We start from the raw sequence: 24349 nt of genomic DNA, 5'->3' as shown, positions 1-24349 counted from the left end.
GGAATTCCCGGGCTTTCAACTTTGACCCGGCCATCTCGGGCAGGGCATCGGTTGGCTCACATCCGCACCCGGCAGCGGCGGCCCGGTCCCGGGCGCGACGTAGCATGGCGGACATGTCAGCACCCGTCAGCACCATCGAGGACGCGGTACAGGCCGCCCTGGCCACCGTCGACGACCCGGAGATCCGCCGACCCATCACGGACCTGGGGATGGTGCGCTCGGCCGTGGTCGGGCCGGACGGGCTGGTCACGGTCGAACTCCTGCTCACCGTGGCCGGCTGCCCGCTGCGGGACAAGCTACGGACCGACATCACCGCCGCCGTGGCGGCGGTGCCCGGGGTCACCGGCGTCGAGATCGAGTTCGGCGTGATGTCACCGGAGCAGCGGCAGTCGCTGCAGGCCCGGCTGCGCGGCGGCGGGGCCACCGAGGAACCGGTCATTCCGTTCGCCCAGCCCGGCTCGCGGACCCGGGTCTACGCGGTGGCCAGCGGCAAGGGCGGGGTCGGCAAGTCCAGCGTGACGGTCAACCTGGCCGCCGCGCTGGCCGCCAAGGGGCTCTCGGTCGGCGTGGTCGACGCGGACATCTACGGACACTCGGTGCCCCGGATGCTCGGCACCGGCGCCCGGCCGACCCGGGTGGAAGACATGATCATGCCGCCGCAGGCGCACGGCGTGAAGATAATCTCGATCGGCATGTTCACCGACGGGAACGCGGCGGTGGTCTGGCGGGGTCCGATGCTGCACCGCGCGTTGCAGCAATTCCTCGCCGACGTCTACTGGGGCGACCTGGACGTGCTGCTGCTCGACCTGCCGCCGGGCACCGGTGACGTGGCGATCTCGCTGGCCCAGCTGCTGCCCAACGCGGAGATCCTGGTGGTGACGACGCCGCAGCAGGCCGCCGCCGAGGTCGCCGAGCGGGCCGGTGCGATCGCCCTGCAGACCCACCAGCGGCTGGTCGGCGTGGTCGAGAACATGTCCTGGCTGGAGTTGCCCGACGGCTCCCGGATGGAGGTCTTCGGGTCCGGTGGCGGCGCCACGGTGGCCGAGTCGCTGACCCGGGTGGTCGGCGCGCAGGTGCCGCTGCTCGGCCAGATCCCGCTCGACACCCGGGTCCGCGAGGCCGGCGACAGCGGGACGCCGGTGGTCCTGGCCGAGCCCGCCGCACCTGCGGCGGTGGCGCTCAACGCGGTCGCCGACCGGCTGGCCGTCCGTCGGGAGTCCCTGCTCGGCAAGCCGCTCGGCCTGCGACCGGCCGGCCGCTGAGGCTCAGCGGGCCGACACCGGAACGCGGCCGCGGAGGCTCAGCCGGCCGCTGAGGCTCAGGTCGCGTCGAGGTCGAAGCGGGCCGGACGCGGGCTCGGCGCCACCTGGCCGCCGCCGGTGGTCGAGCCGTTGGTGGTCGAGCTGCTGCCCGTGTCGCGGCCGAACGACTTGATGTCGGCGTTCTTGGCGACGTCCTTCAGGTCGTCGTGCACCGAGGTGGCGGTCGACCGCAAGTCGTCGTAGACGCTCTGCAACGGCTTGCGCAGCGCCGCCTCGTCCTCCTCGCTGAGCAGGTGCTTGCGGATGAACGCCTTCGGGTGCAGATCCTCCAGCTGGATGTCGGTGCCCAGCTCCCGGCTCAGGTCGCCGGTCGCGTTCTGGGCCATCCGCCGCAGGTTGCGGATCATCCGTAGACCGTCGCTGATCACCGTGGGCAGCCGGTCGCCAAAGATCAACAGCGCGAGCAGCAGGAGCGCACCGATCTCCCACCAGTTCAGATTCTCGAACATCGGCGCCTCCTCGTCCGTCCCCGGCAAGAGTACGCAGCCGACGGGACGGTCAGGGAGGGGGTGCGCGCGGCTACTTCACGTCCGCGGCGAGGGTCACCGAGGCGGTCTGCTTCGCGTTGCCCCGGCGGTACTCCACCGCGACCACCGAGCCCGGGGCGTACTTGCGCACCAGGGCGATCAGGTCGCTCGGCTCCTCCAGCGGATGCCCGCCCAGCTTGAGGATCACGTCGCCGGCCTTCAGCCCGGCCCCGGCCGCGGGCCCGCCGGCGTCGACCGTGCCGAGCCGTACGCCGGCCGCGGAGCCGGAACCGGGCCCGCCCACCTGGGCGCCGATGACGGTCCGGCGGGCTCGGCCGGTGTCGATGATGTCCTGGGTGATGCGCTTTGCCTGGTTGATCGGGATGGCGAAGGCCAGGCCGATATTGCCCGCCTGCTGCTCGTCCACGGCCAGCGACTTGATCACCGAGTTGACCCCGATCACCCGGCCGGCGCCGTCCACCAGCGGACCGCCGGAGTTGCCCTGGTTGACCGCGGCGTCGGTCTGGATGGCCGCGTAGTAGCGCATCTGACCGCCCGGTTCGCCGGCCCGGATGGTCCGGTCCAGGGCGCTGACGATGCCCGCGGTCACGGTGTTGGACAGCGCCAGCGGCGAGCCGAAGGCCAGCACCGGATCGCCGACCGCGATCGCCTCCGAGTCACCGAACTCGACCGGCGACACCCCGGTACGGGACACCTTGAGCACCGCGATGTCGGACTCGGGATCCTGCCCGACGACCGAGCCGGTGGCGGTCGACCCGTCGTTGAAGGTCACCGTCGCCGCGCCCTTGCCGCCCTCGACCACGTGCTGATTGGTGATCACGTAGCCGTCCCGGCTGGCCACGAAGCCGGAGCCGACGCTGACCCCGGTGCCGCTGTTCATCCGGACCGTGACGACGCTGGGCAGCAGCCGCTCGGCGACACCGGCCAGGGAATCCGGCTTGCGCTGGGCCAGCCCCGGCGGCTGACCCGAGCCGACACCGAGCGTGGTCGTCCCGGCCACCCCGTTGCCGACCGCCAGGAAGTAGCCCAACGAGGCCCCCAGCGCGCCGGCCAGCAGGGCGGTGATCAACGAGACCAGGAAGACCAGCCGGAGACCGGGGCGGCGGGGCAGGTCGGGATCGGTGACCGGCTCCGGCTCGCTGTCCGGACCGCCGCCGGGGGCCTGCACCACCACGGCGGAGGGGCTGTTCGGGTCCCGCCACGGGTCGTGTAGCGCGTCCGACCACCAGGGCGAGGACGCCGATCCGGCCGTACCGCCAGGTGCCGCCGGGGGTCCGGGCACGGGGCCGGCCGGTAGCGGCCGGTCCACCGCTGCCGGCGTCCCGTCGGGCTGGCGCCAGTTCCAGCCGTCGGTCACGTTGCGTGCCTCCAAGTCCGTCCCGGAATCCGGCCGAGCGGGCGACCCAGCCGGGTCGCGGCGTCCGGTTTCCGCCCTCCAGGATTACATGAATCGCGCAGTGGCAGTCGAGAGTCGGCGCCCCGATGTCGCTCGGCCCGGTCTGGACTGCAGATCATGGCGAGCCGGCTCTAGGCTCGTGTTCGCATCCGCCGCCCCGACGCGTACCGCCCGGAGGTCCCCCATCGCCACGGTCGCCCGGTCAGTGAGCACGCTGACCCCGCAGGCAGTCCAGTTCACCGAGGCGTACGTCGCCGAGGACCTGGTGCTGCGTACCGCCCGCAACCTCGCCATCGAGGTCGGGCTCGACGCCGTGACCCCGGCCGCCGGCGCCGCGTTGCGGCTGTTGGCCGCCGCCGGCAACGCCCGGGCGGTGGTGGAGATCGGCACCGGCACCGGGGTCAGTGGTGTCTGGCTGCTGCGCGGCATGCGCCCGGACGGCGTGCTGACCACGATCGACGTGGAGGCCGAGCACCAGCGGATCGCCCGGCGGATCTTCGTCGAGGCGGGCTTCCCGCCGGGGCGTACCCGGATCATCACCGGCCGGGCGCTGGACGTCCTGCCGCGGCTCGCCGACGGGGTGTACGACCTGGTCTTCGTCGACGCCGACGTGACGGAGTACAGCGCGAGCATCGACGCCGCGTTGCGGCTGCTCCGCCCCGGCGGCGTGCTGGCGATCAACGGCGCGCTGGCCGGCGGGCGGATCGGCGATCCGGCCGCCCGGGACCGGGAGACCGTCACCGTCCGCGAGGTGGTCAAGTCGGTCCGCGAGTCCGAGGACTGGGTACCGGCGCTGCTGCCGGTCGGCGACGGCCTGCTCGTCGCCGTCAAACGGGCCCGCTGAGTCGCGATCCGCACCCGCACGCGCCGGTCAGCCGAGCGTGGCCAGCCAGCGCAGCAGGGTGCGGACACCCCAGCCGGTGGCGCCCTTGACCAGTTCGACCTCGTCCCGCTCGGCCCAGGACGGCGCGGACATGTCGATGTGCAGCCAGCGGTCCCGCAGCTGGCCGGTGAACTCCCGCAGGTAGAGCGCGGAGGTCACCGACTTCGCCGGGTCGGGCGCGCTGTACAGGTCGGCCAGGTCACTGCCCAGGTACTCGACGTAGTCGGCGACCAGCGGCATCCGCCAGGCCCGCTCGCCGGCCTCGTCGGCCGCCGCCAGCACGGCGCCGGCCAGCTCGTCGTTGTCGCTGTACAGCGCGCCGGTGCGCTTGCCGAGGGCCACCGCGTTCGCCCCGGTCAGGGTGGCCAGGTCGACCAGCAGGTCGGGGGCCAGCCGGTCCACCGCGTACGCCAGCGCGTCGGCGAGCACCAGTCGCCCCTCGGCGTCCGAGTTGGTCGATTCGCTGGTCAGCCCGCCGTAGTGCCGGATCACGTCACCGGGACGGAACGCCGAGGCGCCGATCGCGTTCTCCGCCAGCGGCGCGAGCGCGGTGATCCGGACCGGAAGTTCGAGCCTCGCCGCGGCCAGGGTGGCGGCGACCACCGCCGCCGCGCCGCCCATGTCCTTGCGCATCAGCTTCATCCCCTCGCGGGGCTTGATGGAAAGGCCGCCGGTGTCGAAGGTGATGCCCTTGCCGACCAGGACGACGTGCCGGGTGGCCCCGGCCGGTGCCCACTCCAGCTCCAGCAGGCGCGGTCCGCTGACCGATGCGCCACCGACCGCGAGGATGCCGCCGAAGCCCTCGGCGGCGAGCCGGTCCGGCTCGCGCACCTCGACCCGTACCCCGGGCCGGTCGGCCGCGGCGGAGCTGACCTGCCCGGCGAACCAGGCCGGGTTCTTCACCGAGGACGGGGTGTTGGTCAGGTCGCGGGCGAACCGGGTGGCCTCGGCGGTGACCCGGGCGGTGGCCAGTGCGGCGGCGTAGCGGTCGACGTCGGCCACCGCGAGCACCACCTCGTCCAGCGTCGGCCGGTCGTCCCCGGCGGGCTCGACACCCGGCAGCCGGAACCGGTACGACGCCAGCCACAGCCCCTCGGCCAGACCCCGGACCGCGGTGGGGTCCAGGTCGGCGGGGAGCGCCAGTGTGATCGATCTCTCTCGGCGCCCGGTACGGGCCAGGGCCGCGCCGGCCGCCCGCCAACCGGCCTCGTCGCCGGCGCCCACCCCGATCAGGACGAGCCGGCCGGGGGTACGCGACGGCCGGACGGTCAGTTGTCCGGCGCCGGCCGCCCCGGTGTGGTCCAGCTCGTCGAGCAGGACCGTGGCCTCGGCGGTCAACTCGTCAGGCAGCCTCGACGCGGTGCGGAGCAGCTCGGCGGCCGGGCCGTCGCCGGTCGGCTCGGCCGGTCGGACCGGGAGGGCGAGCGCGGCGTACCCGTCGGGGTCGACCGCGAGACGGATGGTCAGCACGCCGACCGTACCTCCGAAAGATCGTGAACGATGAACCTTTTTCAACCTGAACCGCGCGGCACGCACGCGCCGCCTTCGACCTCGGCCAACGGCGGCCCGCAAGGGGAGGTTGAAAGAGGTTCAATGTCGCCCGCCGGTCGCCGGTGACCGGGCGACCGGCGGGCGCCGGGCGGCCGTGAAGCGACGAACGGCCCGGGCGCTCGCGCGACCCGGACCGTTCGTCGTCTGCTCAGCCGGCGGCAGCCTTCAGCGCGTCGCCGAGCGCGTTGGCCTCGTCCGGTGTCATCTCAACGACGAGCCGGCCACCACCCTCCAGCGGCACCCGCATGACGATGCCCCGGCCCTCCTTGGTGACCTCCAGCGGACCGTCGCCCGTCCGCGGCTTCATCGCCGCCATGTCGTCTCCCCTCAGACCTTCACCAGGGTCCGTGGGTTGCCCCACAGCCTCTTCAACCAGCCGGCACCGCGCGCACGCCGCGGTGTCGACCAACGATTTTCCCTGATGAACACCGCCGGACCCAAACCGAACCAGTATTGATGTAACAGCACCTAGCATATCCCGCCCAGGGCTGTCACAATATGCGGTCATGCAGGCACGGTCGGCACTCTTCGACCTCTACGGCGACTATCTCCGACCGCGAGGTGGTCGAGCACCGGTTGCTGCCCTGGTCAGACTACTTACCCCGCTCGGGATAGCGGCGCCCGCAGTGCGCACCGCCGTCTCCCGGATGGTCCGGCAGGGTTGGCTGCACCCGCTCCGACTGTCCGCCGGACCCGGCTATCTGATCACTCCGAAAGCGGCCCGCCGATTGGACGAGGCGGCCGCTCGCATCTACCGGACCTCCAAGATCAGCTGGGACGGCCGGTTCGATCTGATCACGCTCGAGGCCCCCGCTGCCCGCCGGGACCGCCAGCGGCTCGGCGCCAACCTGACCTTCCTCGGCTACGGCATGCTGGACGAACAGACCTGGGTGGCCACCCGGCCGGGCGAGGACGTCGACGAGCTGCTCGCCGAGGCCGGCATCCGCTACGAGCGGTTCACCGCGACCCACTCCGCCGGCACCCCGGGGGCCGCTGCCGTGGTCGGCCGCGCCTGGAACCTCACCGAGATCGGCGAGGCGTACGAGCGGTTCGTCGAGGAGCAGCGCCCGCTGCTCGCCGCGATCACCGCGCGCAGCGACGACGAGGACGCCTACGCCACCCGGTTCCGGCTGGTGCACGCCTGGCGGACGTTCCTGTTCCGGGATCCGCAACTGCCGCCCGCCCTGCTGCCACCCCGCTGGCCGGGCACCAGCGCGGCGGCCTTCTTCGACCGGCACGCGGCGCGGCTGCGGCCCGCCGCCGACCGGTTCGTGGAGCAGTGCTTGGATGCCAGCAACCGCACCGCCGGCACCCGGGCCAAGGACACCCGGGTCGCCCGCGCCAGGATCCCCGACGCCCGGGCGGCCGGCGGTGACCAGGCCGTCGGCCGGACCGCCGAGGGCCGGGCCAGCAGAGGAAGGGGCCGTAACCCGTGACCGAGCCGCTGCTCGTCGACCGCACCGACGCCGTGGTCACCCTGACCCTCAACCGCCCGTCGGCGATGAACTCGCTCGACGTGGCGCTCAAGGAGGCGCTCCGGGACACCCTGGCCGAGTTGGAGTCCGACCGGTCCTGCCGGGCCGTGGTGCTGACCGGCGCCGGCAGGTCGTTCTGCACCGGTCAGGACCTCCGGGAGCACGTCGAGACGTTGAACTCCGGCACGAAGGACACCCTGCAGACGGTCCGGGTGCACTACAACCCGATCGCCGCCCGGCTGGCCGACCTGCCGAAGCCGGTGGTGGCCGCCGTCCGCGGGATGGCCGCCGGCGCGGGCGCCTCGCTGGCCTTCCTGTCCGACTTCCGGATCGGCGGCCCGGGAACGACGTTCCTGATGGCGTTCGCCCGGGTCGGACTGGCCGGGGACACCGGCGCCGCCTGGTCGCTGCCCCGGCTGGTGGGGCACGCCAAGGCGGTCGAACTGCTGATGCTGGCCGAACCGGTGGACGCCCGGGAGGCCGACCGGTTGGGCCTGCTCACCCGGCTGGTGGACGACGACGAGCAGGTGCTCCCGGCCGCGCAGGAACTGGCCGCCCGGCTCGCCGCCGGCCCCACCGTGGCGTACGGGGCGATCAAGCGGCAGCTCTCCGTCGGCGACGCGGGCACCCTCTCCGAGGCGCTCGCCGCGGAGGCACAGGCGCAGGCCATCTGCGGCGCCACCGCCGACCACCGGGCCGCCACCTTCGCCTTCGTGAACAAGGAGAAACCCACGTTCGAGGGACGGTGAACCCGACTCGGACCCTACATTGACCTGATTCGTACACCGCTGACCTATGGTCGGCGGATGGCCAACCGGGAAGCTGTCGCCCACCTGCTGCGCCGGGCCACCTTCGGCCCCACCGCCGACGAGGTCGACGCCGCCGAGCGGGCCGGCCCGGCCGCCACCCTCTCCGGCCTGCTGACCCCGGGCGGCGACGACCCGGGCGCGGTGGCCACCCCGCCGCCCCGGCTGGACGTCGACCCGTACGCCGGGATCGGCAAGGAATCCGACCGGGACGACCGGCAGCGGGCCAACAAGATCCGCGTCGAACAGGTGCAGCAGGTGCAGCACTGGTGGCTGGACCGGATGGTGGCGGCCCGGCACCAGCTCACCGAGAAGCTGATCTTCTTCTGGCACGGGCACTGGGCGACCGACGTGCAGAAGGTCAAGTTCGCCCGACCCATGCTCGGCCAGCTCGACACCTTCCGCCGGTACGGCGCGGGTGACTTCGGCGCCCTGGTCCGGGCGATGGTCCGGGACCCGGCCCTGATCGTCTGGTTGGACGGGCAGAAGAACACCCGCAAGGCACCCAACGAGAACCTGGCCCGCGAGCTGATGGAGCTGTTCACCCTCGGCATCGGCCACTACGGCGAGGCGGACGTGAAGGCGGGTGCCCGCGCGCTGACCGGGTGGACCGTGGCCCGCGGCGCCGACGTCGCCACCTTCGAGGCGAAGCGGCACGACCCCGGCGACAAGACCATCCTCGGCCGGACCGCGGCCTTCGACGCGGACGGGTACGCCCGGCTGCTCGCCGCCCAGCCCCGGGCCGCCGACTTCCTGGCCGAACGGCTCTGGTTCCGGTTCGCCGGCGACTCCGTACCGGTGCCCGCCGGGGTGGCCCGGCCCGACGTGACCGGCACGCTACGGGCGATCTTCACCGATCCCGGATTCGGACGGACCCGGGGCCAGTTGGTCAAGCAACCGGTCGAGTGGCTGGTCGGCGCGCTGCGCCAGCTCGACATCCGGCCGTCGGCGCTGGCCGACCCGCTGCGCAAGCAGCTGCAGTCCGGGCTGGACGGGATGGACCAGGTGCCGCTGCGCCCGCCCAGCGTCGGCGGGTGGCCGGCCGGCACCGCCTGGCTGACCACGTCGTCGCTGCAGGCCCGGCTCCGGCTGGCCGAACTGCTCGCGCAGAACGCGGCCCCGGCGGTCGGGCAGCGGCTGGCCGCCGCCCCGGCGGCCGGCCGGGTCGACGCGCTGGCCCGGCTGCTCGTGGTGGACCGGTGGACCGACCGCACCCGGGCCGCGCTCACCCCGCTGGCCGACGAGCCGAAGCGGCTGCTCGCCGCCGGACTGGTCAGCCCCGAATACACCGTCAGCTGAGCGGAGGCGACACCCGTGGACACCGTGACCCGGCGCAAGTTCCTGATCGCCAGCGGAGTGGTCGGTGGTGGCGCACTGGCGGCCGGCCTGGGCACCTGGGCCCTCACCGACATCCTGGACACGGCCGGCGACCGGGCCGGCGACAGCGGTCGCACCCTGGTCGTGGTCACCCTGTACGGGGGCAACGACGGGCTCAACACCGTGATCCCGTACGCCGACCCGGCCTACCACGACGCCCGGGCGGAGCTGGCGTACCGGCCCGAGGAGGTGAAGCGGCTCGACGACCACACCGGCCTGAACCCGGCCCTGGGCGGCCTGCACACGCTGTTCGGTCAGGGTCGGCTCGCCGTGCTGCGCGGGGTCGGCTACCCGAAGCCGGACCGCAGCCACTTCCGGTCGATGGACATCTGGCAGACCGGCCAGCCGGACCGTCCGGGCAGCACCGGCTGGCTGGGCCGGTGGCTGGACGGGGCCGGCGGGGACCCGCGGCTGGCCGTGTCGTTCGAACCGGCGCTGCCGCCGTTGCTGGCCGGGGAGCGGAGCGCCGGGGCGGCCGTACCGGTGGCCGGCCGGAAGGCGCGGCGCGGCCTGCCGGACGGAACCGTCACGGCGCTGGCCGCACCGGCCGCCGGCGAGCCGCCGGCCCAGGCCCGGGCCGCCGCCTGCTTCGCCGACCTGCGCGCGGTCGACACGATGATCACCGAGGTACGGGACGCCGCCCAGGCGCAGTCCGGTGCCGAGTCCGACCAGGCGCCGGCCACCGGCACCGGCGGAGCACGGACCCCGCTGGCCGCGCAGCTCGACCTGGTGGCGCAGTGCGTCGAGGCCCGGGTCGCCAGCCGGGTCTTCTCGGTCTCGCTCGGCGGGTTCGACACGCACGCCGACGAGAAGCAACTGCAGGCGGTCCTGCTCGGCCAGCTGGACAAGGCGCTGGCCGGCTTCGTCGAGCGGATGGCGCGGACCGAGGCGGGCCGCAAGGTGGTCGTGCTGGTCTACTCGGAGTTCGGCCGGCGGGTGCGAGCCAACGCCTCGGACGGCACCGACCACGGCACCGCCTCGAACGTCCTGCTCCTCGGCTCCGGGGTACGCGGTGGCCTGCACGGCGAACAGCCCAGCCTGACCGACCTGGACGACGGCGACCTCAAGTTCGGCATCGACTTCCGGGACGTCTACGCCACCCTGCTGGAACGGGTGCTGGACACCGATCCGGGACGGGTGCTGGGCGGCTGGTCCGGCCGGCTGGGCGGGGTGTTCGACCCGAACTGACGGCGGACCCGGCGGGGGGCCTGCGCCCCGGACTCAGTCGTCCTCCTCCGGGTCCTGGTTGGCCTCGGCCCCCAGCACGAACGCCTGCATGGCCAACTCGTCGCCGGCCGGCGAGACGAACGCCGGCAACTCCCGCGGGCCCAGCTCCATCACGTACGACCAGAACAGCCGGGCCGCCTCGGCCGGCGAGGACGCCTCGATCGGCAGGTCGAGGCTGACCAGCCAGGTGCTCCGGTCGACCGGGGGACCGAGCCGGTCGGCCAGGGAGCGCCAGGTGGCCGGGTCGACCGGGACCACCGGCCCGTCCAGGTCGAGCTGGTCGGCCGGCACCGGGTCGTCGAAGACCCGCCGGGTGTACGTCACCACCAGCGGCCCCGGCTCCTCCGTCCCCGCCTGCGGGTCGTCCGGATCCCCCTCCCGCCCGTCCGGGGTGGCCCGCACCCGGCCCAGTGCCACCACCCGCGGCGGGCCGTCCCGGTGCACCACCAGTACCTCGTCGCCGATCGCCGGCCGGTGCCGGTCGTCCCGCCCGGCGAGTTCCAACGTGTCGTGGTGGAAGAGCCGCTCCGCCTCGTACCGCTCGTCCGGGATGACGACCGCCCACGCGGTCATGCCGGCACGCCCGTGTCGTACATGGCCTCCATCCCATCACGGCCCGACGCCGGTCGTACGTGGCAGCCCGTCAGATGGTCGTCGACCATGCCGGTGGCCTGCATCAGCGCGTACGACGTGGTGGGCCCGACGAACCGGAAGCCGCGCTTGCGCAGCGTCTTGGCCAGCGCCGTCGACTCGGCGGTGACGGCCGGCACCTCGGCGAAGGACGCCGGCCGGCCGGCCCGCGGCGGCGGGGCGAACGACCACAGCAGCGCCGCCAGGCCGTCCGGCAGGTCGAGGGCGGCCCGGGCGTTGGCGACGGCTGCCTCGATCTTGGCCCGGTTGCGGACGATGCCGGCGTCGGCCAGCAGCCGTTGGACGTCCCGCTCGTCGTAGCCGGCCACGGTCTCGATCCGGAACCCGGCGAAGGCGGCCCGGAACGCCGCCCGCTTGCGCAGGATGGTCAGCCAGGACAGGCCGGACTGGAACGCCTCCAGGGTGAGCCGTTCGTAGAGGGCGTCGTCACCGCGCACCGGTCGGCCCCACTCCGTGTCGTGGTAGACCGCGTAGTCCGGGGTGCTCGCACCCCAACCACAGCGGGCCAGGCCGTCCGCACCGATCACCAGGTCAGTCACGGCACTCACGGTAGGCCACCGGTCCGACACCGCCGCCGCTACCGCCGTTACCGGCGCTGCGGCTGCCGGGCGGCGCGGCCGCCGGACGGCGCCGGGACGCATCACGGCAGCCGACCGGTCTCCACCAGCCGGGCGAACTTCTTCAGTGCCTGGGTGAGCGCCACCTTCGAGCCGGGCCACAGCACCGGCCACGCCACCCGCCCGGTGGCGCCGCCGGGCAGGTGGAACCACTCGTGCCAGACCACCTGGGTCCGGTCGGCGTCCATCTGCGTGCAGCGCAGCACCCCCGGCCCGCGCAGCAGCTTGCCGCAGTGCACCACCCGCAACTCGTACGGCGCGTCGACCCGGGTCACCCGCATCTCGTCGCGCAGCACCGCCGGGCCGACCGTGGTCAGCGCCTCCACCAGGCTGCCCTCGCCACCGTCCCCCTCGACCACCCGGACCCGGGTGAACGGGATCCACTCCCCCTGTCGTTCCCAGGCGGTGAACCCGGCGAAGACCCGCTCCGCCGACGCGTTGACGATGACCGTCGCGGTGACCTCGCCCGAGCCGGGCTTCGCGGCGGCCCGGAGTTCCCCGGCCGGCCCGGTCCCACTCGGGTCGGTCACGCCCGCTCCGTACGGCCCACGGCATCGGCGGGCTCGGTCCGGTCGTCCCGGAGGTCGGCCGGCTCGTCCGGTCCTGCCGCGGTCGGGTCCGTCGGCTCGCCGGTGACCGGCTCGACCGGCTCGGTGGTCTTACCGCCGACCGGCTCGACCGGCTCGGTGGTCTTACCGCCGACCGGCTCGGTGTCCGTGACGGTTACCGGGCCGTCGTCGGTCACGGTGACCGAGTCGGTGCCCGTCGCGGTGCCCGGGTCGGCGTCGGTCGGGGTCGGCGCGGCCGTCTGGGCCACCGCCGCGAGCCGGGCCTGGCGCAGTGCCTCGGCGTCCGCGGTACGCCCCTCGCGCAACGCGGTCACCTCCGCCTCCAACACACCGATCAACTCGCCCTTGTAGCCGATGTCGTAGGCCGCCCGGCGCAACGCCTGGTCGACCTGGGCCATCCGGTACCCCCGGACGGCGGTGTCGAAACGGACATCGGTGACGTCCCGCTCCAGCAGCGGGCGGTGGCCGGGCAGCGGGACGGACCGGTCGTCCGGCTCGGCGGCGGCCAGGCCGCCGTCGCCACCGGTCGCCAGTACGGCCACGCCGAAGACGATCGCCGCGACGGTGAGCGCCGCGACCAGAACGAGCAAGAACTGACCCATGGCACCGATCGTGGCACGACCGGCCGGACATCGATAGCCCGCCACCCCGCGCGGTCCCGGGCAATCCCGACCCCGGCCGCGCGGCCGCAGGTCGCGGCCGTTTAGCGTCGGGCGGATCCGGGAGCGGTTTTCGGCCGCGGACGGTGTCGGAACGGATACGACGGTGAGGAGCTTCGATGGGGCGGGCGCTGCGACTGGGCGGGCAGACCTTCGGCCCGGACGAGTTGGTGGTGATGGCGATCGTGAACCGCACCCCGGACTCGTTCTTCGACCGGGGGGCCACGTACCACCCGGACGACGCGCTGCGGGCGGTCGAGCGGGCGGTCGCCGAGGGCGCCCGGATCGTGGACATCGGTGGGGTCAAGGCCGGCCCCGGTGCGGAGGTGGACGCGACCGAGGAGATCCGCCGTACGGTCGCCACCATCGCCGCCGTACGGGCCGAGTTCCCGGAGGTGGTGATCTCCATCGACACCTGGCGGGCCGTGGTGGCGGTCGAGGCCGTAGCGGCCGGCGCGGACCTGCTCAACGACGCCTGGGCCGGCGCGGACCCGGCGCTCGCCCAGGTCGCCGCCGAGACCGGCGCGGGTCTGGTCTGCTCGCACGCCGGCGGCCTGGCACCGCGTACCCGACCGCACCGGCCCGCCTTCGACGACGTGGTGGCGGACACGCTGGACACGGTCACCGGTCTCGCCGAGCGTGCGGTCGACCTCGGGGTACGCCCGGACGGCATCCTGATCGACCCGGCGCACGACTTCGGCAAGAACACCCGGCACTCGCTGGAACTCACCCGCCGGCTGGACCGGTTGGCGGCCACCGGCTGGCCGGTGCTGGTCGCGCTGTCGAACAAGGACTTCGTCGGCGAGACCCTGGACCTGCCGGTCGACCAGCGTCTGGAGGGGACGCTCGCGGCCACCGCCGTCTCGGCGTGGCTGGGCGCCCGGGTGTTCCGGGCCCATCAGGTACGGCAGACCCGGCGGGTGCTCGACATGGTCGCCTCGATCCGGGGCGACCGGCCGCCGGCGGTGTCCCGGCGCGGCCTGGCCTGAGCGGTGTCCCGACGGGCGGCCCGGCCGCGGCGGTGTCCCGGCGCGGCCCGGCCCGCGCGGTGCGGGTCGCTGAGCTGCGGCTCAGGAGCCGGTCCAGCGTAGGATGTTCTTCCGCCAGGCGTACAGGATGCCGAGTGCGAGGACGGCGACGAAGATCGCCATTTCGACGACCGTGGCCACGCCGAAGCCCGGCCGGTCGAACACCACCGCCCAGGGAAAGAGGAAGACCGCCTCGACAGCGAAGATCACGTACAGGTAGGCGTACACGTAGTAGCGGATCTGCATCTGCGCCCAGTCCTCGCCGACCGGGTCGAGGCCGCATTCGTACGTCGCCCGCTTGCCCGGCGGATCGGCCGGTCGGGCGGGCCGCAGGAGCCGGTTGGCGCCGAACGCGCCGACGAAGACCAGGACGCTGGCGAGCAGGAGAAGCCCGAGCGTCGCGTACGACCCCAGGTAGCCGGTCATGGCCGGAGCCTACTCCGGCCGGTCCCGGTAACGGCGCGAGGTCCGTCCGGCTCGTTACGGATCTGTTTCATCGCGAACTAGTGTTCAACGGCAACCACCCCCGAATAATGGACTCCCCATGATCCGTACCCGGAGGAACGCGATGGCATGCGACGAGCTCAGGCCGATCGGCCGGGCCCTGCCGCGTGCCCGGTTCGCGGGCGTGCTGTCCGCCTTCTGCGCAGCGGTCGTGTTGACCGTCGACGCCGCGGCCGGCGGCCCGGCCGCGGCGGCCGGAGCGCCGCGGACCGACCCGGTCGTCCGGCTCGCCGCCTCCCCGGACGACGGGTCGGCCGAGGACCCGGATCCGGGTACCTCGCCGACGGACCCGGCACCGGGCACCCCGACGGTCGACCCGGCCCCCACCGGCACGGCACCGGCGCCACCGACGTCCGGCCCGCCGGCGCCGCCCACCACCTCGCCGCCGGCCGCGAAGACGTCGGCGCCACCGCCGCCACCCGGCCCGGGCAGCGGGTCCTCGCCGCAGGATGCCGCGCTGGGGGTCGGCGTGACCACCGACGACCTGGTGCTCACACCGGCCTACTGGAACGCCGCCGACACGCTGGTCGACCTGCCGGTCACGGTGACCAACACCAGCCGGCGCGCGGAGGCGGTCGCGCTGCGATACACGCTGCCGGAGGGACTCGCCGACGCCGGCACCCCCGGCTGCGCGCCGACCGGTGACCGGTCGTACGGCTGCGCGGCGTGGACCGTGGCGGCGGGCGCGCGGTTCGCCACCCAGATCCGGGTCCGGGTCGCCGGTACGGCGTGGCAGCGCCTGCCGCTCAGCGGCTCGGTACAGGTCACCGCGAGCCCGCTCGGGTCCGAATCGGGGACGCCGGTCAGCGACACCGAGGGCTTCGCCGTGCTGTTCCCGCCGGGACCACCGGTGCCGGGCGTCTCGCTCTCGGCGAGCGAGGTCGCCTTCGACGTGACCGGTCGGGCCGGTGACCTCGTCGTCCGGCTCGGCAACACCGGCCGGACCGACACGACGGGGGCGATCGAGGTTCTGCTGCCGGCCGGCGTCAGCGTGCCCGCCCCGCCGGCCGGCTGTGTTTCCGGCGGCCCCGGACACACTCGCTGCGATCTCGGCGCGCTCGCCGCCGGGCAGGCCGGCACCGTCCGCCTGCCCGTCGCGGCGTCCCCCGAGGCGCAGCGGGCGGCACCGCTGTCCGGCGGGGTGATCGGCACGCTCACGCCGCGAGCCGGCAACGCGAAACGGCTGCAGATGAGCTTCCGGATCACCGCGGTCGCGTCCGCCGGACCGGCCGTGCCGGAGGGCGTCGGGCCCACCGGGTCGCAGGGCGCGCTGCCGCCGGCCGGCCGGGTCGCCGAGGCGAAGGGCGGGCTGTCCCGCACGCAGCAGGCGGCCGTGGCGCTGATCGTGCTCTCCGTGCTGCTGGTGCTGATCGCGTTGGCCCTGGCCACCACCTCGCTGCGGCGCCGGATGAGCAACCCGCCCACCGTCCCGCCCACCGCCGGGACGGTCCGGTCGGGCGAGTAATCCGGTGATCTGAGTTACCGTCCCTCCCCCCGGAGCCACCGAAAAGGGGGCAAAATCCCTGGCCGGTTGATGTCTGACTGTTCACCTTGACGAAGGATGGTGGACCCGTTCGACGTAGGCTCAAGGGGAATACGGAAGGGGGGCGGCAGGGCGGTCGACGCCGATCGCGCCCGCCGCCCACCGGTACGTCAAGGAGGTCACGTGACCGGGCAGCGAAGTGAGGTAAGACGGTGACGAAGCAGCTCCGTCAACTGGACCGGGTGGTCATCCGGTTCGCCGGTGACTCGGGCGACGGGATGCAGCTCACCGGCGACCGTTTCACCTCGGAGACCGCGCAGCTCGGCAACGACATCTCGACGTTGCCGAACTTCCCCGCGGAAATCCGGGCCCCCGCCGGCACTCTCCCCGGGGTCTCCAGCTTCCAGGTGCACTTCGCGGACTACGACATCCTCACCCCCGGCGACTCGCCGAACGTGCTGGTCGCGATGAACCCCGCCGCGCTGAAGGCCAACCTCGGTGACCTGCCCCGGGGTGCCGACATCATCGTCAACACCGACGAATTCACCCGGCGCAACCTGGCCAAGGTGGGCTACCAGACCAGCCCGCTGGAGGACGGCTCGCTGGACGGGTACGCCCTGCACCCGGTCGCGCTGACCTCGATGACGGTCGGCGCCCTGGCCGAGCAGGACGTGTCCAAGAAGGACGCCGAGCGGGCCAAGAACATGTTCGCGCTGGGCCTGCTCTCCTGGATGTACTCCCGGCCGTACGAGTCGACGCTCCGGTTCCTGGAGCGGAAGTTCGCCGCCCGGCCGGAGCTGGTCGCGGCCAACATCGCGGCCTTCAAGGCGGGCTGGAACTTCGGCGAGACCACCGAGGACTTCGGCGTCCGTTACCAGGTCAAGCCGGCCCGGATGGCCGCCGGGACGTACCGGAACATCACCGGCAACGCGGCCCTGTCGCTGGGCCTGGTCGCCGCCGGGGTCCGGTCGAACCTGCCGGTCTTCCTGGGCGCGTACCCGATCACCCCGGCCTCGGACATCCTGCACGAGCTGAGCAAGCACAAGCGCTTCGGCGTGGTGACCATGCAGGCCGAGGACGAGATCGCCGCGATCGGCGCCGCCCTCGGCGCCTCGTACGGCGGCGCGCTGGGGGTCACCAGCACCAGCGGGCCGGGGGTCGCCCTCAAGGGCGAGACCATCTCCCTCGCGGTCGCGCTGGAGCTTCCGCTGGTCATCGTCGACGTGCAGCGGGCCGGGCCGTCGACCGGCATGCCGACCAAGACCGAGCAGGCCGACCTCAACATGGCCCTCTTCGGCCGGCACGGTGAGGCGCCGGTGGCGGTGATCGCGCCGCGGTCGCCGTCGGACTGCTTCCACGCCGCGCTGGACGCGGCCCGGATCGCGTTGACCTACCGCACCCCGGTGATCCTGCTGTCGGACAACTACGTGGCGAACGGCTCCGAGCCGTGGCTGCTGCCCGACGTCGAGTCGCTGCCCGACCTGCGGGTGGACTTCGCCACCGAGCCGAACGGCGAGGACGGCAGCACCTTCCTGCCGTACCTGCGCGATCCGGTCACCCTGGCCCGGCCGTGGGCCATCCCCGGCACGCCCGGGCTGGAGCACCGGATCGGCGGCCTGGAGAAGGCCGACAAGACCGGCGACATCTCGTACGACCCGGCCAACCACGACTTCATGGTGCGTACCCGGGCGGCCCGGATCGAGGCCATCGAGGTGCCGGACGTCGAGGTGGAGGACCCGGACGCGGACGCCCGGGTGCTGGTCCTCGGCTGGGGATCGACGTACGGACCGATCGGTGCGGCCTGCCGCGGGCTGCGCCAGCGCGGCCTGCCGGTGGCCCAGGCGCACCTGCGGCACCTGTCGCCGATGCCGGCCAACCTCGGCGACGTGCTCCGCCGGTACGAGCGGGTGGTGATCCCGGAGATGAACCTCGGCCAGCTCGCCCACGTGATCCGGGCGCGATACCTGGTCGACGCGATCAGCTACAACCACGTACGCGGTCTGCCGTTCACCGCCGTGGAGCTGGAGACCATGCTGGAAGAGGTAGTCAAGAATGCCTGAGGCACGCAACGCGGCCGGACCCGCACCCGCGCGGGCGGTCCCGGTCAAGCTGACCACGAAGGACTTCAAGTCCGACCAGGAGGTGCGCTGGTGCCCGGGCTGCGGTGACTACGCCATCCTGGCGGCGGTCCAGCAGTTCATGCCCGAGCTGGGCATCCCGCGTGAGCGGATCGTCTTCGTCTCGGGGATCGGCTGCTCCTCGCGGTTCCCGTACTACATGAACACCTACGGGATGCACTCCATCCACGGTCGCGCCCCGGCGATCGCCACCGGCCTGTCGGCCACCCGGCCGGACCTGTCGATCTGGGTGGTGACCGGTGACGGCGACGCGCTGTCGATCGGCGGCAACCATCTCATCCACGCGCTGCGCCGCAACGTGAACCTCAAGATCCTGCTGTTCAACAACCGGATCTACGGCCTGACCAAGGGGCAGTACTCGCCGACCTCGGAGATCGGGAAGATCACCAAGTCCACCCCGGTCGGTTCCGCGGACTCCCCGTTCAACCCGTTGTCCCTGGCGCTGGGCGCCGAGGCGACGTTCGTGGCCCGGACCATCGACTCGGACCGCAAGCACCTGCAGTCCGTGCTGCGCGCCGCGGCCGAGCACCAGGGTTCGGCGTTCGTGGAGATCTACCAGAACTGCAACATCTTCAACGACGGCGCCTTCGAGGAGCTCAAGGAGCCGGCCACCCGGGACGACTACCTGATCCGGCTGGAGCACGGGCAGCCGATCACGTTCGGCGGGGACGGCCAGTTCTGCGTGGTGCACCCGCCGGGCGGGTTCGGTCTCGAGGTCCGCGAGACCGCGTCCGTCGCGGCCGAGGACATCGTGGTGCACGACGCGACCGTCGCCGAGCCGGCCTACGCCTTCGCACTGTCCCGGCTGCCCGGCTTCGACCTGCGGAACACTCCGATCGGGGTGTTCCGGAACGTCAGCCGGCCGGCGTACGACACCGTCGTCCAGGAGCAGGTGGCCACGGCGAGGGCCGGCAGCACCGGCACCCCGGCGGAACGGCTGACCGAGCTGCTGCACAGCGGCGACACCTGGACCATCCGGTAACGACGAAGCCACCCGTACACACGGGACGGGCCCCGCGAATGATTCGCGGGGCCCGTCGTCGTGGTGCTGTGGAGCCGGTGGTGCCGTTGACTCAGAAGACGGCGTTGAAGGCGTTCCAGCCGCCACCGATCGTCTGCCCGTTGCCACCGTTGAGCCACTTGCCGCGGCCGTCCGTCTTGTACAGCAGCAGGGTGCCCGCCGCGTTGACGCCGAGCAGGTCGACCTGCCGGTCGCCGCTCCAGTCACCGGGGCTCATGAAGACCCGGAAGGTCCCCCAGCCGGTGCCGATCTTCACACCGATACCGTTGTTGAGCCAGCCGCCGTTGCCGTCGCTCTTGTAGAGCAGCAGGTCGCCGGCCGAGTTGCGGCCGATCAGCGTCTGGTGGCCGTCGCCGTCCCAGGTGCCCGGGGTGAGCACGGTGTTGAAGTTGTTCCAGCCGACACCGATCTTGATGCCGATGCCGTTGTTGAGCCAGCCGCCCTTCCCGTCACTCGTGTAGAGGTACAGGTCGCCCTTGGCGTTGCGGCCCATCAGGTTGGGCCGGCCGTCGCCGGTCCAGTTGTTGGTGACCATGATGTCGGTGAACGAGTTCCAGCCGTTGCCGACCTGGATCGGGTCGTACATACCGGCCATCCCGTCCCCCTTGAACTGGTACAGCCGACCGGAACCGTCGCGGGCGAAGATGGCCGGGTTGCCGTCGCCGTTCCAGTTGCTCACCCGGAACATCTTGTTGTAGCCGCTCCAGCCCGTGCCCCAGGTGGCGACGTACGGGGCGAAGCCGCCGCTGCCGTCGCTGGCGAGCCCGCTGCCGTCGTACTCCAGCAGCTCACCCTGCGCGGTGCGGGCGAACAGGTCGCTGTGCCCGTCACCGGTCCAGTCGAGGTTGACCACGTCCGGCCGGGTGAAGTCCTGCTTGATCGCGTCGGCGTAGTAGCTGAGCCGCTCGTAGACACCGTAGTCACTGGCGCACGGGTCGTGACCCCAGTCGACGATCCCGGCCTGCAGGCCGTTCACGAAGATCGGTCCACCCGAGTCACCGTGGCAGCTGTCCACCGTGCCGGCGACGCCGGCGCAGATCATCCGGTTCTTGTCGTACGACGAACCGAAGGTGTTCGCGCAGGTGGTGTCGCTCTGCATCGGCACGGTGGCCTCGTAGAGCGTGCCGGCGTTGTTGACGGTGTTGCTGGTGACCCCGTAGCCGGCGATCTTCGCCTGGGTCCCGGCCACGTACGGCGACTGGTCGCCCTGCGCGGTCAGGGTGACCGGGGTGTACACCGCCGGCAGCGGGTCCTTCAGGGTGAGCACCGCGACGTCGTCGACCGGGGCGGCCCGCCCGGCGTTGGCGGCGGCGTAGTTGAAGCCCTGATGGGTCCAGACGGCCGAGACCCGGGCCACGAACCCGCTGCTCCTGTCGTCGAGGTTCTGCCGTCCGGCGATCACGAACGAGGTCGCGCCCGTGAAGCCGACCGTGCAGTGCCCGGCGGTCAGCACCTTGGTCGGGCTGAGCACCGTGCCGGTGCAGGTGGAGACCCAGTAGGTCCACCCACCGTCCGGAGTCCCCTCGGCGAAGTAGGTCTGGATGCCGACCACGCCGGGGTAGTTGCGCGGGTCCGCCAGCTGGCCGCCGATGATCCGCGGCGACGCCGCCGACCGGGTCGACGTCGGCCGCTGGAAGGCCGGTCCACTCGCACCGACGGTCGGCTTCTGGCCGCTCGTCAGCCGGCGTGCCCCGGCCGGAATCTTGACATCCTGCTTCGGTTTCGGCAGGACGTCGAACTTGCCCGCCGGTACGGGGGCGCTCGGCCTGCCGGAGGCTGAAGCCTGCGCCGCCGTCCCCGGAACGAGGGCGGCCGCACCAACGATCGCCAAGCCTGCCAACGCGCCGACGATCCGACGCCGACCGGCCGTTGTTACCACTGTGGACAAACCGTTCTCCTGTCGTCCAACACAAGGGATGGCCAAGGACAGCTTCACGCTGCTCGCAGCGGTGGATAGACAGGCGGAACCGAGGATGCCGGCCGGCAACCTGGCATCGTCACGACGAGATCGTCGCCTGGAACCCCCGTGTGAACCCAATCTGCGAATGGCTGGCCACTCGATCCGATACCCATTCGCATTCGAAGCTTTCGAACGTTAGCAAGGACCGAGCGATGAACGGAAGAACTTTTCGGGTGGTTTCCGACTGACCGGCTGACCGGGGTTTTCCAGCCGCCGGTCCGGGTCAGTTGGCGCTCGACGTGCCGGCACCGGCGCGGTCGTCCCGGACGTACACCAACATGTCACCGGTCTCCACCTTGACCCCGGCCGGATCCGTCAGCGAGACCACCTTGCCGCGCCGCACCAGGGCGATGACCAGCGGGGTCAACTCCCGCGGCGGCAGGCCCACCTCGTCCCGTTCGGCGGACCGCATCGCCAGCGCCATGCCCTGTCCGGGAGTGAGCAGGTCCTCCACCACGTCGATCAGGGGTGGCGCCGAGGTGGACAGACCGAGCAGCCGGCCGGCCGTGGCCGAGGAGACGATGACGTGGTGCGCGCCGCTCTGCTTGAGCAACGGTGCGTTCTCCGCCTCGCGTACCGCGGCGATGATCCGGACCTGTCCGGCGGTCAGCTGCCGCACGGTCAGCGACACCAGCACCGAGGCGTCGTCGCTGTCGGTCGCGATGATGACCGCCTTGGCGCCCCTGACGTGCGCCTCGTTGAGCACCGTCGACCGGGTCGCCGACCCCTCGACGGTGACCAGGCCGGCGGCCGTGGCCTGCCGGATGGCCGCGGGGTTGCGCTCCACCACGACGATCCGCTGCTTGTCGAAGCCGGTCTCCAGCAGGGCCGAGACCGCGCTGCGGCCCTTGGTGCCGTAGCCGCAGATGATGACGTGGCCCTTCACGCTTCTCCTCCACCGGGACAACCGGAGACCGGTCCGGTACTGCTCGGTCAGCACCTCGAGGGTGGTGCCGACCAGGATGATCAGGAAGAGCACCCGGGCGGGGGTGACGACTAGGACGTTCACCAGCCGGGCGCTGGCCGACATCGGGGTGATGTCCCCGTAGCCGGTGGTCGAGAGCGAGACGACCGCGTAGTAGAAGCAGTCGAGCAGGCTCACACCGTCTTCGTTGACGTCGCGGTAGCCGCCCCGGTCGAGGTAGACGATGCCGACGACGACCAGGACCAACAGGAGCGCGGCCAGCAGGCGGCTGCTCAGCGCCCGCAGGGGACCCCTGCGGACGGCGGGAAAATGGATCACGGTCGTTTCCGCCGCTCCGTCCGGCCCACTCGCACGGGCTCACCCTAGTCGGTCCGACCCCGGCGTTCCGGACCGCCGCCTCCGATCAACCCGTCCGGAGGGGTTGCGTTCGGCCCGCCGTTGTGAAAATTTTCTTCTAGTGGTAGATCGTCATCGGCGAATCTTGCCGTCGAGCCGCCACCTCCCCACCCCCGGGAGCCCGACGAAAGGGACACCGCATGAAGGCATACCGGCTCCGCGCCGCCGGCCTGGCCGTCGCGCTGCTCGGCGCACTCGCGACGGCGACACCCGCCGGCGCCACCCCGGCGACCGACCCCGGCCCCGCCGCCGGCAGCACGACGACGACCGACTGCACGCCGGCCCCGGCCACCCCCAAGCGCCAGTTCCGCGCCATGTGGATCGCCTCGGTGGTCAACATCGACTGGCCGACCAAGGCGTCCTACACCGCGCCGGACCGGATCGCCGCGCAGAAGGCCGAGTACTCGGGCTGGCTCGACCTGGCCCAACGGCTCAACCACAACGCCGTGATCGTCCAGGTCCGGCCCACCGCTGACGCGTTCTGGCCGTCGCCGTACGAGCCGTGGTCGGAGTACCTGACCGGGGTGCGCGGGCAGGACCCGGGCTGGGACCCGCTGGCCTGGCTGGTCAGCGAGTCGCACAGGCGCAACCTGGAGTTCCACGCCTGGTTCAACCCGTACCGGGTCTCCATGCCCGACGGCGCCGGACCGGACATCGGCAAGCTGGCGCCGGGCCACCCGGTGCGCCAGCACCCGGACTGGGCGGTGGCCTACCCGGTCAACGCCGCCGGCTCGCGGCTCTACTACAACCCCGGCATCCCGGCGGTACGCCAGTTCGTGCAGACCGCGATCATGGACGCCGTCAACCGGTACGACATCGACGGCGTGCACTTCGACGACTACTTCTACCCGTACCCGGCCGCCGGTCAGGACTTCGCCGACGACGCCACCTTCGCCACCTACGGCGCGGGCTTCGCCGACAAGGCGGACTGGCGCCGGCACAACATCGACCTGCTGATCCAGGAGATGAACCAGAAGATCAAGGCGGCCAAGCCCTGGGTCAAGTTCGGGGTCAGCCCGTTCGGCATCTGGCGGAACAAGGCCGCGGATCCGCAGGGCTCGGACACGGGCGGCTCCCAGTCGTACGACGCCAACTTCGCCGACACCCGCAAGTGGGTGAAGGAGCAGTGGCTCGACTACATCAACCCGCAGATCTACTGGAACATCGGCCTCGCGGTCGCCGACTACGCCAAGCTGGTCCCGTGGTGGGCCGACGTGGTGCAGGGCACCCACGTCCAGCTCTACATCGGGCAGGCCGACTACAAGATCGGTGAGCCCGCCCAGCCGGCGCCGTGGCAGGACCCGAACGAGATGTCCCGGCACCTCACGTTCAACCGGGACTACCCCCAGGTCGCCGGGAACGTCCACTTCAGCGCGGTCCAGGTCCGGGCTAACAAGCTCGGTGCCACCGACATCTACGCCGCCGAGCACTACTCCCGTCCGGCCCTGGTGCCCGCCATGCCGCACCTGCCGGCCAAGCCGCTGCTCTTCCCGGTGATCACCGGTGCGGGCCGGACCGCCGACGGGGTACGCCTCGCCTTCCGGCAGCCCGTCGACGGCGTGGGCCCGTTCGGCGCGGCCACCTCGTACGCGATCTACCGGTTCGACGGGGTGGGCCTGCCCGGTCGGTGCGGCTTCGCCGACGCGGCTCACCTGCTCGCCACCGTGCGCGGCAGCGGTCCCGGCGGCCAGTCCTTCGTGGACCGGACCGCCGAGCCCGGCAAGCGCTACACGTACGTGGTGAGCGCGGTCGACCGGCTCGCCAACGAGAGCGTGCCGAGCCTGCCCTGGTTCGTCCGCTGACGATCGGCACCCGAATGCCCCCGGAGCGGCACCGCTGCGGGGGCAGTCGACTGTTTCAACCGTTGTCGCCA

The 24349-nt window shown here is 72.5% G+C and carries 21 protein-coding genes and 1 pseudogene; 11 read left to right on the top strand and 11 right to left on the bottom strand.

Annotation, left to right across the window (positions count from 1 at the left end):
- The first annotated feature begins 113 nt into the window (after nucleotides 1-113).
- Nucleotides 114-1262, top strand: coding sequence for an Mrp/NBP35 family ATP-binding protein (locus ACFOX0_RS01610; RefSeq protein ID WP_377541568.1), 1149 nt, complete (start codon nucleotides 114-116; stop codon nucleotides 1260-1262).
- 56 nt (nucleotides 1263-1318) lie between these two features.
- Here ACFOX0_RS01610 and ACFOX0_RS01605 read toward each other — a convergent pair whose 3' ends face one another.
- Entirely contained in the window at nucleotides 1319-1771 is a 453-nt protein-coding gene (locus tag ACFOX0_RS01605; RefSeq protein ID WP_377541567.1) for a preprotein translocase subunit TatB, read from the bottom strand.
- A 70-nt stretch (nucleotides 1772-1841) separates the two neighbouring features.
- Entirely contained in the window at nucleotides 1842-3182 is a 1341-nt protein-coding gene (locus ACFOX0_RS01600) for a S1C family serine protease (RefSeq protein WP_377541566.1), read from the bottom strand.
- Between the two features lie 238 nt (nucleotides 3183-3420).
- On the opposite strand from ACFOX0_RS01600, the gene ACFOX0_RS01595 reads away from it, so the two are divergent.
- On the top strand, nucleotides 3421-4050 hold the full coding sequence (locus tag ACFOX0_RS01595; RefSeq protein WP_377541865.1) for an O-methyltransferase: 630 nt from the start codon (nucleotides 3421-3423) through the stop codon (nucleotides 4048-4050).
- A 27-nt stretch (nucleotides 4051-4077) separates the two neighbouring features.
- Here the strand turns inward: ACFOX0_RS01595 and ACFOX0_RS01590 are convergent, their stop codons facing one another.
- Together ACFOX0_RS01590 and ACFOX0_RS01585 are read right to left on the bottom strand one after the other, a co-directional pair.
- Nucleotides 4078-5559: a leucyl aminopeptidase family protein gene (locus ACFOX0_RS01590; RefSeq protein ID WP_377541565.1), complete on the bottom strand. Its 1482-nt coding sequence runs from the start codon at nucleotides 5557-5559 to the stop codon at nucleotides 4078-4080.
- 229 nt (nucleotides 5560-5788) lie between these two features.
- On the bottom strand, nucleotides 5789-5956 hold the full coding sequence (locus tag ACFOX0_RS01585; RefSeq protein WP_007455245.1) for a DUF3117 domain-containing protein: 168 nt from the start codon (nucleotides 5954-5956) through the stop codon (nucleotides 5789-5791).
- A 190-nt stretch (nucleotides 5957-6146) separates the two neighbouring features.
- On the opposite strand from ACFOX0_RS01585, the pseudogene ACFOX0_RS01580 reads away from it, so the two are divergent.
- The 4 genes and pseudogenes from ACFOX0_RS01580 to ACFOX0_RS01565 all read left to right on the top strand — a co-directional run.
- Nucleotides 6147-6956: pseudogene (locus ACFOX0_RS01580) on the top strand (PaaX family transcriptional regulator); the annotation flags it as partial.
- 116 nt (nucleotides 6957-7072) lie between these two features.
- A complete protein-coding gene (locus ACFOX0_RS01575) occupies nucleotides 7073-7864 on the top strand; it encodes an enoyl-CoA hydratase-related protein (RefSeq protein WP_377541564.1) in 792 nt (263 codons plus the stop codon).
- Nucleotides 7865-7921: 57 nt separating this feature from the next.
- Nucleotides 7922-9220 (top strand): DUF1800 domain-containing protein, encoded by a 1299-nt coding sequence (locus tag ACFOX0_RS01570; RefSeq protein WP_377541563.1) that lies wholly within the window; start codon nucleotides 7922-7924, stop codon nucleotides 9218-9220.
- A 15-nt stretch (nucleotides 9221-9235) separates the two neighbouring features.
- Nucleotides 9236-10486 (top strand): DUF1501 domain-containing protein, encoded by a 1251-nt coding sequence (locus ACFOX0_RS01565; RefSeq protein ID WP_377541562.1) that lies wholly within the window; start codon nucleotides 9236-9238, stop codon nucleotides 10484-10486.
- Between the two features lie 33 nt (nucleotides 10487-10519).
- Here ACFOX0_RS01565 and ACFOX0_RS01560 read toward each other — a convergent pair whose 3' ends face one another.
- The 4 genes from ACFOX0_RS01560 to ACFOX0_RS01545 form a co-directional block, all read right to left on the bottom strand.
- Nucleotides 10520-11098 (bottom strand): hypothetical protein, encoded by a 579-nt coding sequence (locus tag ACFOX0_RS01560; protein ID WP_377541561.1) that lies wholly within the window; start codon nucleotides 11096-11098, stop codon nucleotides 10520-10522.
- Nucleotides 11095-11715 carry a DNA-3-methyladenine glycosylase I gene (locus ACFOX0_RS01555; RefSeq protein ID WP_377541560.1) on the bottom strand — a complete coding sequence of 207 codons (621 nt, stop codon included), beginning with the start codon at nucleotides 11713-11715 and terminating at the stop codon, nucleotides 11095-11097. The genes ACFOX0_RS01560 and ACFOX0_RS01555 overlap by 4 nt, the downstream gene beginning before the upstream one ends.
- 101 nt (nucleotides 11716-11816) lie before the next feature.
- Nucleotides 11817-12323 carry an SRPBCC family protein gene (locus ACFOX0_RS01550; RefSeq protein ID WP_377541559.1) on the bottom strand — a complete coding sequence of 169 codons (507 nt, stop codon included), beginning with the start codon at nucleotides 12321-12323 and terminating at the stop codon, nucleotides 11817-11819.
- Complete coding sequence (locus ACFOX0_RS01545) at nucleotides 12320-12964, bottom strand: DivIVA domain-containing protein (protein ID WP_377541557.1); 645 nt, start codon at nucleotides 12962-12964, stop codon at nucleotides 12320-12322. Before ACFOX0_RS01545 ends, ACFOX0_RS01550 begins: the two co-directional genes overlap by 4 nt.
- 176 nt (nucleotides 12965-13140) lie before the next feature.
- Here ACFOX0_RS01545 and folP point away from each other — a divergent pair, with 176 nt between their 5' ends.
- Entirely contained in the window at nucleotides 13141-14010 is an 870-nt protein-coding gene (folP, locus tag ACFOX0_RS01540) for a dihydropteroate synthase (protein WP_377541556.1), read from the top strand.
- An 81-nt stretch (nucleotides 14011-14091) separates the two neighbouring features.
- Here the strand turns inward: folP and ACFOX0_RS01535 are convergent, their stop codons facing one another.
- Entirely contained in the window at nucleotides 14092-14475 is a 384-nt protein-coding gene (locus ACFOX0_RS01535) for an NADH-quinone oxidoreductase subunit A (RefSeq protein WP_377541554.1), read from the bottom strand.
- Between the two features lie 142 nt (nucleotides 14476-14617).
- On the opposite strand from ACFOX0_RS01535, the gene ACFOX0_RS01530 reads away from it, so the two are divergent.
- The 3 genes from ACFOX0_RS01530 to ACFOX0_RS01520 all read left to right on the top strand — a co-directional run bounded on the left by ACFOX0_RS01530 (nucleotide 14618) and on the right by ACFOX0_RS01520 (nucleotide 19156).
- On the top strand, nucleotides 14618-16018 hold the full coding sequence (locus ACFOX0_RS01530; RefSeq protein WP_377541553.1) for a hypothetical protein: 1401 nt from the start codon (nucleotides 14618-14620) through the stop codon (nucleotides 16016-16018).
- A gap of 230 nt (nucleotides 16019-16248) precedes the next feature.
- A complete protein-coding gene (locus ACFOX0_RS01525; RefSeq protein ID WP_377541552.1) occupies nucleotides 16249-18096 on the top strand; it encodes a 2-oxoacid:acceptor oxidoreductase subunit alpha in 1848 nt (615 codons plus the stop codon).
- The gene (locus ACFOX0_RS01520) at nucleotides 18089-19156 is read left to right on the top strand and encodes a 2-oxoacid:ferredoxin oxidoreductase subunit beta (RefSeq protein WP_377541551.1); all 1068 of its coding nucleotides are present in this window, start codon (nucleotides 18089-18091) and stop codon (nucleotides 19154-19156) included. The genes ACFOX0_RS01525 and ACFOX0_RS01520 overlap by 8 nt, the downstream gene beginning before the upstream one ends.
- Nucleotides 19157-19247: 91 nt before the next feature.
- Here the strand turns inward: ACFOX0_RS01520 and ACFOX0_RS01515 are convergent, their stop codons facing one another.
- Both ACFOX0_RS01515 and ACFOX0_RS01510 read right to left on the bottom strand, forming a co-directional pair.
- On the bottom strand, nucleotides 19248-21035 hold the full coding sequence (locus tag ACFOX0_RS01515; protein WP_377541550.1) for a trypsin-like serine protease: 1788 nt from the start codon (nucleotides 21033-21035) through the stop codon (nucleotides 19248-19250).
- A gap of 343 nt (nucleotides 21036-21378) precedes the next feature.
- Entirely contained in the window at nucleotides 21379-22398 is a 1020-nt protein-coding gene (locus ACFOX0_RS01510) for a potassium channel family protein (protein ID WP_377541549.1), read from the bottom strand.
- A gap of 218 nt (nucleotides 22399-22616) precedes the next feature.
- On the opposite strand from ACFOX0_RS01510, the gene ACFOX0_RS01505 reads away from it, so the two are divergent.
- Entirely contained in the window at nucleotides 22617-24278 is a 1662-nt protein-coding gene (locus ACFOX0_RS01505) for a glycoside hydrolase family 10 protein (protein ID WP_377541548.1), read from the top strand.
- Nucleotides 24279-24349 lie beyond the last annotated feature (71 nt).

This window comes from Micromonospora zhanjiangensis, assembly GCF_042650605.1.
GTDB classification, from domain to species: domain Bacteria; phylum Actinomycetota; class Actinomycetes; order Mycobacteriales; family Micromonosporaceae; genus Micromonospora_J; species Micromonospora_J zhanjiangensis.
This window is presented reverse-complemented; position numbering and strand designations above follow the sequence as displayed.